The sequence below is a fragment of the Pseudomonas duriflava genome, from assembly GCF_007830155.1.
GTDB lineage: Bacteria > Pseudomonadota > Gammaproteobacteria > Pseudomonadales > Pseudomonadaceae > Chryseomonas > Chryseomonas duriflava.
This window is the reverse complement of record NZ_VLKY01000004.1, coordinates 66,301-79,519: the sequence shown is the minus strand read 5'-3', so window position 1 is coordinate 79,519 and position 13,219 is coordinate 66,301. Positions and strand designations below refer to the sequence as shown.

Here is a 13,219-nt window from a genome sequence, read left to right as displayed (position 1 = left end):
AATCCCAGCCAGTCGGAGCCGTCATGATCGTTCTTCATCACCTTGAAAACTCTCGCTCGCAACGCATCCTCTGGCTGCTTGAAGAGCTGGGCCTCGATTATGAAATCAAACGCTATGAGCGCGACCCCAAAACGTTGCTAGCACCAAAAGAACTTCGTGCAGTTCATCCACTGGGCAAGTCCCCTGTTATTACAGACGGTCCACAAACGTTGGCCGAATCTGGGGCCATTATCGACTACCTGACCCGCCGCTATGGCTCACACCTGATGCCATCTGCCGACTCGCCTGACGCTATGCGTTATACCTACTGGCTGCATTACGCCGAGGGTTCCGCCATGCCGCCGCTATTGCTCAAGTTGGTATTCGAACGGGTCCGCTCCGGCCCGATGCCGTTTTTCGCCAAGCCCATTGCTCGAGGTCTGTGCGATCAAGTAATACGTGTTTTTATCCAGCCACAGCTCGATCGCCATCTCGACTATCTGGAAAGCGAATTAAGTACGCGCGAATGGTTTGCTGGCGATCACTTCACCGCAGCCGATATCCAGATGAGCTTTCCGCTAGAGACCGCCGCGTCTCGAGCCGGATTGAATGCCAACCGCTCCAACCTTATGGCCTTTTTGGAGCGCATTCATGCCCGCCCGGCCTACCAGCGTGCGCTGGGAAAAGGCGGTCCGTATGCCTATGCCTCGGAAAAACGGGAAACAAATACGTTGTAATACGTACAACCGCGAATCTCATTCAGATACGCCGCGTCCAAGCGACTACGGCTGACGCATCGGCATTTGATCAATCGTTGTAAAAATCTCTGCAGGGTTGATACCCCCACGCTGAACAATCTTCTTGCCGCCGTCTTTGCCAACCAGGATAACCAGGGCCTGATCTTCAGGGCGCTCCCTCAGCGCCCTTACCAGGGCCTCGGTCTGCGCCGGCGTGAGCGGCTTATCATTGCGGTCGCCCGTATCACCCACCACGGTATACAACACCATGTCTCGTTCTACGAATGCCTCTCGATTACGGGGCTCCTCCAGCGCCGTCTTCAACTGGACGAGTACCGGATCGTTCGCAGACTTCGCCAGGATAATAAGTGGCCGCGTTTGCCAACGCTCTGCCAGTAGCGGATTGTCCTCTTCGGCAGCCAGTGCAACGCTGGAAAACCCCGCCATTACTATCAGGGCACAGGCAGTTAAAGATTTAGGCATGCACGCCTCCTTTTAGCGATCAGACAGGACGCCCATAGACGTCATCTCTATAGCGACCTGTCCGATAGGCAAAAAAATCACCTGCTACACCTTTTGCAATACAGCGCTGATCTCACCGCTCAATCGCCAGCGCCACGCCCTGCCCGCCACCAATGCACAGCGTTGCCAAACCTTTATGTCCATCACGGCGAATCAGCTCGTATAATAAACTGACTGCTACACGTGCGCCCGAGGCACCGATCGGATGGCCCAAGGCAATAGCACCACCATTGACATTGACCTTGTCCCAATCCCAGCCCAGCTCCTGGCCGACTGACAACGCCTGTGCGGCAAACGCTTCATTAGCCTCAATCAGGTCCAGCTCATCCAGGCTCCAGCTCGCCTTTTCCAAACAGCGGCGCGTTGCCGATACAGGGCCGATCCCCATGATTGAAGGATCTACTCCCGCACTGGCGTAGGCCCTGATACGAGCCAGTACCGGTACGCCCAGCGCAGCGGCCTTTTCGGCACTCATTAACAAGACGGCGGCGGCTCCATCATTGATACTGGACGCATTGCCTGCCGTGACCGTACCGTCCGGCTTGAATGCTGGCTTGAGCTTGGCCAGCGCCTCAGCTGTCGTGCCGGCACGCGGCTGCTCATCGATGTCGAACACCAAGGGATCACCCTTGCGCTGCGGGATAAGGATCGGCGTGATCTGTTCCTTGAAATACCCAGCCTCAAGGGCAGCGGTTGCTTTTTGCTGCGAGGCGGCAGCAAAGGTGTCTTGCGCCTCACGGCTGATCCCATATTTTTCAACCAGATTTTCTGCAGTGATGCCCATGTGATAGTTGTTAAAGATGTCCCAAAGACCATCCTGAATCATTGAATCGACCAGCTCGGCATGTCCCATGCGTAGTCCAGTACGGGCTTTGGGTAATACATAGGGAGTCAGACTCATACTCTCCATCCCTCCCGCCACGACGACCTCAGCATCACCACAGTAGATCGCCTGAGCAGCCAAGTGCAGCGCCTTTAAGCCTGAGCCACAAACCTTGTTGATCGTCATAGCTGGAACCGACGAGGGTAGCCCCGCCTTGATGGACGCCTGGCGTGCCGTGTTCTGGCCGAGCCCAGCCGTCAGCACATGTCCCATGATGACTTCGCCGACCTGCTCTGGAGCAACACTGGTTTTCTCCAACACAGCCTTGATAACGGCTGCGCCCAACTCGACTGCGGGCACTGTGGCCAGCCCGCCTTGAAAACTTCCAATAGCCGTCCGGGTGGCAGCCACGATCACTACATCTCGCATTGTTATTCTCCTAGAAGACGTGACACGGCATGCTGCGCTTCGCTTACAACGGCCTACTGCTTTCCAGGGGTAAATAAGCGGAGCGCATTAACCCGGTAGCTTATGTAATAACCGAGCAGCCGGTAGCCTCCTGAAGCGCCTCAAACGTAACCCCGTCAGCAAGCTCGACCAACTTCAGCCCCTGCTCGGTCACATCCAATACGCCAAGGTCTGTAATAATCCGGTTGACCACACCTACACCGGTCAGGGGCAGGTCGCAAACAGGCAGGATCTTGTGTGCGCCTTTGGCCGTGTGTTCCATCAGTACAACCACTCGCTTGACTCCTGCGACGAGATCCATCGCCCCGCCCATGCCTTTAACCATCTTGCCTGGGATCATCCAATTAGCCAGGTCGCCTTTTTCCGAAACCTGCATTGCGCCAAGAATGGCCAAATTGATATGCCCACCGCGAATCATGGCAAAACTCAAGGCACTGTCGAAATAACTGCTGCCCGGCAAGGCCGTTACGGTCTGCTTTCCCGCATTGATCAGATCTGGATCGATGGTTTTTTCAGTCGGGAACGGGCCGATACCCAATAGACCATTCTCGGATTGCAGCCAGACATCCATCCCCTCAGGAATGTAGTTGGCTACCAATGTGGGTAGGCCAATCCCAAGGTTGACATAAAAGCCGTCCTGCAATTCTTTGGCGGCGCGCTGCGCCATCTGCTCACGAGTCCAGGCCATGATTAATTGCCCTCCGACAAGGTGCGTTTTTCTATACGCTTCTCAGGCGTAGCATTAACGACTAGGCGCTGTACGAAAATGCCCGGCAGATGGACTTCATCTGGGTCCAACTCACCGGTCTCGACCAACTGCTCTACTTCGGCAATACACAGCTTGCCAGCCATGGCGGCCAGCGGATTGAAATTGCGCGCCGTCTTGTTGAAGATGAGATTGCCTGCCTTATCGGCCTTGAGTGCTTTGACCAGGGCGACATCTGCAACGAGTGAGCGCTCCATGACGTAATGCTCACCATCGAACTCGCGTGTCTCTTTGCCCTCGGCCACTTGAGTCCCGTAACCTGTACGTGTGAAGAAGGCAGGAATACCCGAGCCTCCTGCCCGCAATTTTTCAGCAAGTGTCCCTTGGGGCGTGAACTCCAGCTCAAGCTCGCCGGAAAGGTATTGCCGCTCAAATTCCTTATTTTCACCCACATAGGAAGAAACCATTTTCTTGATCTGACGAGTTTCGAGCAGAAGCCCCAGACCGAAACCGTCCACGCCCGCATTGTTACTGATCACAGTCAGCTCGCGTTTGCCTGTATCACGCAGGGCTACGATAAGCGCTTCGGGAATACCGCATAGGCCGAAACCGCCGACCGCCAGAGTCATGCCGTCCTGCACTACCCCTTCCAGGGCATGGGCGGCGCTGGGATAAAGCTTGTTCATGGCTTACCTCTTATCGTTATTGTGGATTAACGGGCCAACCAGCCCCCATCAATGTTCCAAGCCGCACCGCGTACCTGCGCGGCCGCCTCAGTGCACAAAAAGGTGGTCAGCTCACCCAACTGCGCTGGCGTCACGAACTCCAGAGAAGGCTGTTTTTCCTCCAGCAACTCCCGACGCGCGCGCTCCAGATCACCGTCTCCCACTGCACGCGCATCAATTTGTTGCTGCACGAGAGGAGTCAACACCCAACCAGGGCACAAGGCATTACACGTTATGTTGCAGTCTGCGGTTTCCAAAGCCACTACCTTGGTTAGGCCAACCACCCCATGCTTGGCGGCTACATAAGCGGATTTCTGTGCTGACCCTACCAAACCATGCACAGAGGCAATATTGACGATACGGCCCCATCCCCGTTCGCGCATCCCTGGCAACGCCAGGCGCGTCGCATGAAAAACGGAAGACAGATTGATGGCGATGATTGCGTCCCATTTCTCTATCGGAAAGCTTTCTACTGGAGCAACGTGCTGGATACCGGCGTTATTGACCAGAATATCTACCCCTCCGAACTCTCGTTCAGCATAGGCAAACAGGTCAGCAATTTGCTCCGGCTGGGACAAGTCTGCCGCGTGATACCCCACACGCCCGCCCGCCTCACCGACCTGCGCCTTGGGTGCCTCGCTGTCGCCAAAACCATTAAGAATCAGATCACACCCGGCCTGAGCCAGACGGGTAGCAATTCCCAGACCGATACCGCTGGTGGAGCCGGTCACCAGGGCAGTCTTACCTTTCAGTTCCATAGCTTCTTTCCTCTACGGGGATACCTGTGGTGTAGGAGATGGACGGCACACCGCTGCAATGATTTTTCCTTATCCAGCCTAGACGCTTTCCTGAAGACATAACCGTCCCGTATCCCCGTATCGGCCGTACAGGGATAAAAAGACTGGAACATAAAGAAGAAATACGCGCACGCGCGGAGCGCAGGAAGAGCAGAAAGATAGAAAAACCAAACGTCAGAAGATCTTGCCGTTTCTGCATGGCAGCTGGCCAGAAACGGCTATAGACGTGAGTAAAGGCCCGGGCCGTCAATGCATTACCTAAGGGGGCAGGCACCCACAAATCCGATACCAAGCGGGCATTCGTTACCTTCATGACTTTCTCCTCACCTGTCCATTTCAGCGGCAAGCGGCTTGTTGTTCTTCTAAAACGGAGACCGTACAGGTTATGTAGCGAAACTCATGCCACAGCTAATTTCCTTTAAAACAAGGGCTAGCAAGGCACTTGGCCCCATTAATTCTCTATTCAGAGACGCATTCCTTCCAATATGTCTCTAAATCGGGACATGTCTCTTTTTCAAGACAAAACATTGAGTGCTGCCATTTTCTTGTAGAACGTCGAACGGCCTAGTCCCAGACGGCGTGCCGCCTCATCTACTTCTCCAGAGCAGGCTGCCAGGGTTTCCATGATGAAGCTCCGCTCGAATTCCTGGCGGGCAGCCATAAAAGTCGTGGTCCTTGTTACCGTCGCTTCTCGTACCGGTTGAGGCTCAGGCTTCGGCAAAGGCACTGATCGCCCAAGCGCCGACGCAATAGTTGCAGCCCCTATCACCGTTTCGTCGCTGAGCAGAGCGGCACGTTCCAGCACATTCCGGAGTTCACGCACATTGCCCGGCCAGTCGTAACACGCCAATAAGGCCAGAGCCTGGTCATCTAATTCACGCGGGGCGTGTCCTTCAGTCAGCAGACTGTCCAGGATCGCCTCGCACAACGATGACATATCTTCGCTCCGCTCACGCAGAGGCGGCACGTGGAGCGGTAATACGTTCAACCGGTAATACAGGTCGGCACGAAAGGTACCGTCACTGATCATGGCCTCAAGATTGCGCGAAGTAGCAGCAATCAGGCGAACGTCACAACGCAGCACTTGATTCGAGCCGAGCGGTTCGAACTCCTTTTCTTGTAAGACCCGAAGTAGCTTGGCCTGCAAGCTCAAAGGCATATCCCCAACTTCGTCCAAGAACAGGGTGCCGCCCTGAGCAATCTGCAACTTGCCCGGACGCGCCTTACGGTCAGCTCCTGTAAAGGCCCCTGGCGCTGTTCCAAAAAACTCTGCTTCTAACAGAGGCTCTGGAATAGCCGCCGCATTAATGCTTACGAATGGCTTGTTTGCTCGGGGCGATGCGGCGTGGATGGCATGAGCCAGCAGCTCCTTACCTGTCCCGGTTTCACCAAGCAGCAACACGGAGGAGTCGACCGTGGCGGCCCTACGTGCCCGGCGCTTGACCTCTTGGCAGGCAGGTCCGCTCCCCACAAAGTGAGCAAAGCTGTATTTGGCTTGGCGTGCGTTCTGCAAGGATCGACGCGTTGAAGCCAACTCCTCCTGCATCCGTAAAAAGCGAGTCACTACAGGAGCCAGCGTGCGCAACTCGTCAAACAGTGCAAACCCAATCGCACCAATCACGGTACCGCTATCGTCATGGATAGGCAGACGCATCACTACGAGAGGCCCTTTTGGCGTATCGAGCAGATCCAGCAAGATCGGCTGCCCGGTCGTCACGACTTCACGTAGCAGACTCGCCGGGATCACTTCCTCACAGATACGCCCAATGGCCGACTGGGCATCAGGCAAACCCAGGCGGCGGGCATAACGTTCATTCATCCAGACAATCCGCAAATCGCGGTCTACGATTACCGTTCCTTCGCTGCTCTGCTCAATACTTTCAAACAGGGATCGAATCGCCCGCAAGCTGATCTGCCGATAATCGCTCAGGTCATTGGCCATCGTCATGTTGGTATCCATGGTGGCTTCAAGGTCGTAAGGCATGGCGTAATTGATAGGCACGCCGCTTTGCAATACGCACCTTACGCTCCTCGTCCCAGACATAATGCCCCTCTCCGCTACGTAGCCCAGTCTTTCCCTGTACAACCTGCTCACGCAAGACCTCAAGCGACGTCTCGTCTTTAGCCAAAACGGGCAGCAAATGACTGGCGATGTCGAGAAAAGTGTCGAGCCCTCCCATGTCGGCCACCTCAAGTGGGCCAACCATGGCATAGCGGCGCCCCAGCGAAGCACGCATCACCCGGTCGACATCTTCTGCCGTTGCTGCGCCGCTCTGAACAATAGCCAGAGCCTCGCGCAACAGAGCGAACTGAAGCCGGTTACCGATGAATCCCGGAATGGCTTTCTTGAGAAGCACGACTTCCAGCCCCATAACCTGCAACCGCTCTTGCAGGCGCTTTACTGTCTGGGGCATCGTCTGCGAGCCCGGCACGATTTCAACAAGAGGAATCAAGTGGGGTGGATTCCAGAAATGGGCAATTAACAAACGCTCGGGATGTTTCATTCCCTGTGCCAGCTGATCAGGCGGGAAACCACTCGTATTGCTGGCAATAAGGGCTTCGCTTCCTATTACCGCTTCCAGCTCCGTATAAAGTGCCTGCTTGAGCGCAAGCCGCTCGGGTATGGCCTCAACCACCAGATCCGCCCCGGCAAGGTCTGCCAGCGCCTCGGTTGCCCTGATGCGAGCCACAGTAGCTCTTGTATCGCCCGGATTAAACTGATCTGCTGTGCAGGAGCTCTGCCAGAATGTTATGTGCGATAGTAGGTACATTCGCCAGACGCTCGGCCGAGACATCTCTTATCCATACCTGGTGGCCGTAGCGAGCGAAATGTGTAGCGGTCCCTACGCCCATAAGACCGGCGCCAAGAATGGCAATGCGAGGCACATGCATGAGGGTGATCCTTATTGGCCTGCCGAAGCAAACAGTCTGCAACCCGATCAGGTCGGCCAGCAAGCCCAGGATACTAAGGCCCCAAGATCAAGCGTCTCAAGTTAAGTGACGGAGCGCTTATAACAGCGCGAAATCGTCCACGTCTCGATAGGCGGGGAAAGCATCGCGATAACGCGACAATGTTTCTGCTGACAAGGCTACGGTAAATACGCCTGTATTTTCCTTCGCCTCCAGCAACGCCTCACCCTGGAAATCCAGAACCTGGCTATCGCCACTGTAGACAACACCTCGACCATCTTCGCCAATACGATTTACCGCGGCTACATAACACAAATTTTCAATGGCCCGTGCTGGCAGCAAGCGGTTCCAGTGGTTACGCCGGGCTGCTGGCCAGTTAGCCGTATAGAGCAACAGATCGGTCTTTACCGGATCACGACTCCAGACCGGAAAGCGCAGGTCATAGCAGATCAGCGGTCGAATCCGCCATCCCTTGAGCTCGAATACAGCCTGCTCCTTTCCGGCCGTATAATGCTCATGCTCCCCCGCCATACGGAACAGATGACGCTTATCGTAATGCGAAAGCGTTCCATCCGGACGCGCCCATAGCAAGCGATTGCGATAATGCCCTTCTGCATCACGTACGATGAAGCTTCCTGTCACCACGGCATCCAGTAACGAGGCTTGCTCACGCATCCAGGCGTAGGTTCGCCCGCCCTCCTCTTCAGCCAACAAGGCGGAATCCATGGAAAAGCCTGTGGTAAACATTTCAGGTAGAACGATCAGGTCAGCGCCTTTCGCCTGCTGCAACAAGGCCGTAAAACGGTCACGGTTGGCCGAGGCATCATGCCAGACCAGGCTGGCTTGGATGAGCGCTATATTCAAATCAGGTCGTAAGCTTAAATCGCGCACAGTTTCTCCGCTGCCCGGCGCAGCGTCTCCTCTCGTTTGGCGAAACAGAAACGTACCAGGCGCAAGCCCTGGGGTAGCTGCTGATAGAACACTGAGATTGGGATCGCAGCCACACCGTGCTCACGTGTCAGCCATTCGACCATTTCAACGTCACTTAGATCGTCACGAATTGCAGAATAATCGGCCAGCTGAAAATAGGTTCCAGCTGTACGGGTAAAATCGAAGCGGGACGAACTCATCAGATCACAAAACAAATCACGCTTGCTCTGGTAAAAAGCAGGAAGCTCGGTGACATGTTCCGGGTGCGCTGCCATGAAATCAGCCAAGGCCCATTGCAGCGGCGTCACGCTACAAAAGCTCACATACTGGTGTACTTTACGTAATTCCGTTGAAAGCGCAGGCGGCGCGATAGCATAGCCTGTCTTCCAGCCGGTCACATGATAGGTCTTACCAAACGAACTCACTACAAAAGCACGGGCATATAGCTCTTCGTGGGAGAGTACGCTCACATGCGATCTGCCATCGAATACCAGATGCTCATATACCTCATCGCTGATAAGGTAAATATCACGGTCGCGAATCAGCGAAGCTAATTGATCAAGCTCTTCATGGCTAATGATTGCGCCGCTGGGATTGTGAGGAGTATTCAAAACGATCGCACGGGTGCGTACGCTCAAGGCGGCCTGTAAGCGCTCCCAATCAATCCTGAACCCCGGCAGTGTCAACGGCACGTGTACGCAACGGCCGCCGGCCAGTTCAACTGATGGCTCGTAGGCGTCATAACAGGGGTCAAATACAATAACCTCATCGCCTTCACGTACGATCGCCTGGATGGCACAGAACAGCGCCTGGGTCGCACCAGGCGTTACGGTAATTTCGTTCTGCGCGTCGACCGTCCGCCCATACAACGCCGTTACTTTATGTGCGATTTGCTCACGTAACGCAGGCAAACCGGCCATAGGGGCGTACTGATTGTGTCCAGCCATAACATGCCGCACTACGGCCTCGCGCAATGCTTGCGGCCCATCGTAATCTGGAAAACCTTGCGATAGATTAATGGCCCCGGTTTCCAGGGCGAGCTGGGACATCTTTGTAAAAATCGTGACGCCCAGGTTTGGCAGCTTGCTGTGGATCATCAAACGCTCCGACAGAGATGGCGGTTCGGCCTCGGGGCGCTCAATGCTTAACGAAGCGAGGCATACCGCTATCGTTTTTTGAGTAGATGCTTTTACCTGCTGCCCATAGTCGCTCATGACAACTAGCAGTAGTGCCTGTCAGTTAGCGACACGCGAGACGTGCCGCTAACAAACGATTAACGACGCTTGTCCTTGCGCTTCTTTTCCGCCTTCTTGTGATGGCTCATCAGGCGGCGCTTCTTGTTTACCTGCCGTTCGGTCAACACATTTTTCTTATCCGCATACGGGTTCTCACCCGACTTGTATTCGATACGGATCGGCGTACCTATCAGTTTCAACACGCGACGATAGGTGTTTTCCAAATAACGGGTGTAGGCGCGTGGTACGGCATCCACCTGATTACCATGAATGATCAGCAGCGGCGGATTAGCACCTCCCATATGGGCGTAGCGCAGCTTGATCCGACGACCATTTACCAATGGCGGCTGATGCTCGCTGACAGCATCTTCAAGAATCTTGGTCAAGCGGCTGGTTGGCCAACGTGTTACGGCTGCCGTGAAAGCCTGCTGCACCGATTTGTACAAATGCCCAACACCTGTACCGTGCAAAGCAGAAATAAAGTGAATATCGGCGAAGTTAGCAAACATGAGTCGCCGCTCCAGCTCAGTCTTCACATAATCACGCTCGCTTGCCTCCATGCCATCCCACTTGTTCAAGGCAATAACTAAGGCTCGCCCGGTCTCCAATACGAACCCTAAAAGGTTCAAATCGTGCTCGACGACCCCTTCACGGGCATCCATCACGAAAATAACGACGTTGGCATCCTGAATCGCTTGAAGGGTCTTCACAACCGAAAACTTTTCGACCGCCTCAAAGATCTTGCCGCGGCGGCGTACACCTGCCGTATCGATCAGGGTATATTTTTCTTCATTGCGCTCGAAGGGAATGTAGATGCTGTCCCGTGTGGTGCCGGCCTGGTCATAAACAATGACTCGCTCTTCACCCAGCATACGATTGACTAGCGTCGACTTACCCACGTTAGGGCGTCCAATGATGGCGATCTTGATACCAGTCTTTTCATCAGGCCCCGGAATGCGCTTCTCGACCACACCTTCAGCGGTCTCATCCCCTTCAGGTTCTTCGCCGAATGTCTCCTCTTCCGCGTCCTTGGGGAAATCACCCAGTACCTCTTCGAGCATTGCGCTAATACCGCGGCCATGAGACGCCGCGATGGTCAACGCATTGCCCATCCCCATAGGGCTGAACTCGGCGCGTGCAATATCCGGATCGACGGTATCGACCTTGTTCGCTATAAGAAAGCTGCGCTTGTTTCGGGTACGCAGGTGTTCGGCAATCATCTGATCCCCTGCCGTCATGCCGGCACGAGAATCTACAATGAACAAAACGGCATCTGCCTCTTCGATGGCTTGCAGCGACTGCTCGGCCATCTTCATGTCGATGCCTTCTTCGTCACCAGAAATACCGCCGGTGTCGACAACGATATACGTCCGCCCCTGCCAGTGCGCTTCGCCATATTTGCGATCACGGGTCAGACCCGCAATATCCGCCACGATAGCATCACGGGTTTTGGTCAGACGGTTGAATAATGTGGATTTGCCGACATTTGGGCGACCCACCAGAGCAATAACGGGAACCATGCGGCTCTCCACAGGAATACTGAAAACACAAAGGCCGCTATCGTCAGAGCGGTAGCGGCCATATCATTACCGAGCGGTCTAGCGAATGGTGTAGGCGACTAGCTTACCGCCGTTGCCATACACGTACATCCAGTCGCCGTCCACTAGCGGACGAACCCGAATGCCACCATTACCCAGTTTTTCGCGGCCAGCCATATGGCCATCTACCTGACTCAGTAGATGAATATAGCCCTCAAAATCACCGACCACGACATAGCTCGAAAGTACTGCAGGCGCTGATAACTGGCGACGCGCCAGTGACTCGTTGCTCCACAGGGCAGAGGAGCTATTTTGATCTACGGCTTCGACCGTACCATTGTCCAGACTAACATAGACGTTGCCAAACCCTTCAGCTACGCCCGTATAACTGGAAGCATCACGCTGCCACAGCATACGGCCACTTTCCAGATCAAGACCGGCGACTCGGCCATGGTAGGTTGTTACATACAAGGTGGAACCTGAGAGCAGCATGCCGCCATTGATATCAACCATGCGGTCTAGCTCGGAACGTCCTTGAGGAACGGCTACAACCTGTTCCCAAAGGGGCAGACCACGCTGGGTGTCCAGGGCAATGACTTTACCACTGGATAGACCTGCCACGACATAGCGGTTTGTGACCACAGGCGCACCGGTACCTCGCAAGGTGAGAACCGGCATGCTTTCCTCATAGAGCCAACGACGATCACCCGTCGAGGCATCAAAGGCAAACAGCTTGTCATCTTGAGTATGCGCGACCACGATATCGCCATTGGTAACCGGCGGTGCCAGCACCTCACTGGATGCACGAGAGCGCCACTTTTCATCACCGGACGCAGCGTCTAAGGCAATAACCTCGCCGCGAAGAGTTCCAAGCAATACGAGACCGTAGCCGGCCCCTACACCGCCCGAGACAGGAACGTCCAGTTCCTTCTTCCAAATCACATCACCGCTCTCGCGATTCAAAGCCATGACCAGACCTTCACTATCGGTCACATAGAGGCTTTGACCATCAACAGCAGGTGTCAGCTGGTTATAAGTCTCCCCTTGGCCCTCACCAATCGAACGACTCCACTGCTCTTTGAGTTGAACTTCACTTGTAAACTCCTGCAGTTCGGCAGGAGGCAATTCCTTAGTCTTGCTACTGCTACACCCTACGACAGCCAAGGCTAGCGCTACCAGCACCATCTGTTTCCAGCGCAACATCAGGCGCCTCCTTTTGCCAGATCATCAAGTTTCATCTGTAACGTGCCTTCCGCTGCGTCATCCGACAATTCGGATTTTGCTTTTTCGTAGGCGGCACGTGCTTCGTCCATACGGCCCAAAGTCACTAGCAAATCGCCTCTTAGCTCATCGCGGTTGGCGGCATAAGGCTTTTCCACTTGGCCTTCCAGCAATTTGAGGCCTTCATCGGCTTTGCCTTGAGCGGCGAGCACACGCGCCAATCGCTGACGAGCCAGCTCACCTAAGGTTTCATCGGCGGGCTTGTCCAACACAGATTTCAACTCACGGGCGGCATCATCGAGCTTACCGCCTTCGACGGCTACCTTGGCCACAAAAAGGCTGCCATATTGAGCATAAGCCGAACCGGCATATTCCTGCTTCAACTGGTTAGAAAGATCCATGACACGAGCCGTGTCAGGCTTGCCACTTGGATCAAGGGCTGCTTCTACCAATTGCTGATACACCATCGAGGCGCCTTGAGACTGGTTCGCCTGATAACGTTCCCAGGCCTGCCAGCCCAACACCGCTGCCAGGGCCAATACTCCACCAATGAGCAGAGGCTTGCCGTTACGCTGCCACCACTCCTTCACGGAAGCGAGGTTTTCATCTTCAATCTGCGAGCTCACCG

At 54.9% G+C, this 13,219-nt stretch carries 15 protein-coding genes; 1 reads left to right on the top strand and 14 read right to left on the bottom strand.

Annotated elements, in window-relative coordinates; genetic code table 11:
- Positions 1 to 23: 23 nt before the first annotated feature.
- Complete coding sequence (locus IQ22_RS06745; protein ID WP_145139985.1) at positions 24 to 716, top strand: glutathione S-transferase; 693 nt, start codon at positions 24 to 26, stop codon at positions 714 to 716.
- Between the two features lie 45 nt (positions 717 to 761).
- Here IQ22_RS06745 and IQ22_RS06740 read toward each other — a convergent pair whose 3' ends face one another.
- The 14 genes from IQ22_RS06740 to IQ22_RS06680 form a co-directional block, all read right to left on the bottom strand.
- Positions 762 to 1,199 carry a DUF4174 domain-containing protein gene (locus IQ22_RS06740; RefSeq protein WP_244308995.1) on the bottom strand — a complete coding sequence of 146 codons (438 nt, stop codon included), beginning with the start codon at positions 1,197 to 1,199 and terminating at the stop codon, positions 762 to 764.
- A 112-nt stretch (positions 1,200 to 1,311) separates the two neighbouring features.
- Positions 1,312 to 2,490 (bottom strand): acetyl-CoA C-acetyltransferase, encoded by a 1,179-nt coding sequence (locus tag IQ22_RS06735; protein ID WP_145139982.1) that lies wholly within the window; start codon positions 2,488 to 2,490, stop codon positions 1,312 to 1,314.
- Between the two features lie 100 nt (positions 2,491 to 2,590).
- Positions 2,591 to 3,217 carry a CoA transferase subunit B gene (locus tag IQ22_RS06730; RefSeq protein WP_145139979.1) on the bottom strand — a complete coding sequence of 209 codons (627 nt, stop codon included), beginning with the start codon at positions 3,215 to 3,217 and terminating at the stop codon, positions 2,591 to 2,593.
- A 2-nt stretch (positions 3,218 to 3,219) separates the two neighbouring features.
- Positions 3,220 to 3,921, bottom strand: coding sequence for a CoA transferase subunit A (locus tag IQ22_RS06725; RefSeq protein ID WP_145139977.1), 702 nt, complete (start codon positions 3,919 to 3,921; stop codon positions 3,220 to 3,222).
- A 26-nt stretch (positions 3,922 to 3,947) separates the two neighbouring features.
- Entirely contained in the window at positions 3,948 to 4,718 is a 771-nt protein-coding gene (locus tag IQ22_RS06720) for a 3-hydroxybutyrate dehydrogenase (protein ID WP_145139975.1), read from the bottom strand.
- Entirely contained in the window at positions 4,702 to 5,070 is a 369-nt protein-coding gene (locus IQ22_RS06715) for a hypothetical protein (RefSeq protein ID WP_145139972.1), read from the bottom strand. The genes IQ22_RS06720 and IQ22_RS06715 overlap by 17 nt, the downstream gene beginning before the upstream one ends.
- A 201-nt stretch (positions 5,071 to 5,271) precedes the next feature.
- The gene (locus IQ22_RS06710) at positions 5,272 to 6,705 is read right to left on the bottom strand and encodes a sigma-54 interaction domain-containing protein (RefSeq protein WP_145140658.1); all 1,434 of its coding nucleotides are present in this window, start codon (positions 6,703 to 6,705) and stop codon (positions 5,272 to 5,274) included.
- Positions 6,706 to 6,724: 19 nt separating this feature from the next.
- Entirely contained in the window at positions 6,725 to 7,447 is a 723-nt protein-coding gene (locus IQ22_RS23830) for a 3-hydroxyacyl-CoA dehydrogenase family protein (RefSeq protein ID WP_280177085.1), read from the bottom strand.
- Positions 7,448 to 7,469: 22 nt separating this feature from the next.
- Positions 7,470 to 7,649: a 3-hydroxyacyl-CoA dehydrogenase NAD-binding domain-containing protein gene (locus IQ22_RS23825; RefSeq protein WP_280177084.1), complete on the bottom strand. Its 180-nt coding sequence runs from the start codon at positions 7,647 to 7,649 to the stop codon at positions 7,470 to 7,472.
- 117 nt (positions 7,650 to 7,766) lie between these two features.
- Positions 7,767 to 8,558 carry an amidohydrolase gene (locus IQ22_RS06700; RefSeq protein WP_145139969.1) on the bottom strand — a complete coding sequence of 264 codons (792 nt, stop codon included), beginning with the start codon at positions 8,556 to 8,558 and terminating at the stop codon, positions 7,767 to 7,769.
- The gene (locus tag IQ22_RS06695; RefSeq protein WP_145139965.1) at positions 8,546 to 9,694 is read right to left on the bottom strand and encodes a pyridoxal phosphate-dependent aminotransferase; all 1,149 of its coding nucleotides are present in this window, start codon (positions 9,692 to 9,694) and stop codon (positions 8,546 to 8,548) included. Before IQ22_RS06695 ends, IQ22_RS06700 begins: the two co-directional genes overlap by 13 nt.
- Positions 9,695 to 9,870: 176 nt before the next feature.
- Positions 9,871 to 11,352: a ribosome biogenesis GTPase Der gene (der, locus tag IQ22_RS06690; protein WP_145139962.1), complete on the bottom strand. Its 1,482-nt coding sequence runs from the start codon at positions 11,350 to 11,352 to the stop codon at positions 9,871 to 9,873.
- A 78-nt stretch (positions 11,353 to 11,430) separates the two neighbouring features.
- Positions 11,431 to 12,573, bottom strand: a complete 1,143-nt coding sequence (bamB, locus tag IQ22_RS06685; protein WP_145139959.1) for an outer membrane protein assembly factor BamB — start codon at positions 12,571 to 12,573, stop codon at positions 11,431 to 11,433.
- Positions 12,573 to 13,217 (bottom strand): tetratricopeptide repeat protein, encoded by a 645-nt coding sequence (locus IQ22_RS06680; RefSeq protein ID WP_145139956.1) that lies wholly within the window; start codon positions 13,215 to 13,217, stop codon positions 12,573 to 12,575. The genes bamB and IQ22_RS06680 overlap by 1 nt, the downstream gene beginning before the upstream one ends.
- Positions 13,218 to 13,219: the final 2 nt, after the last annotated feature.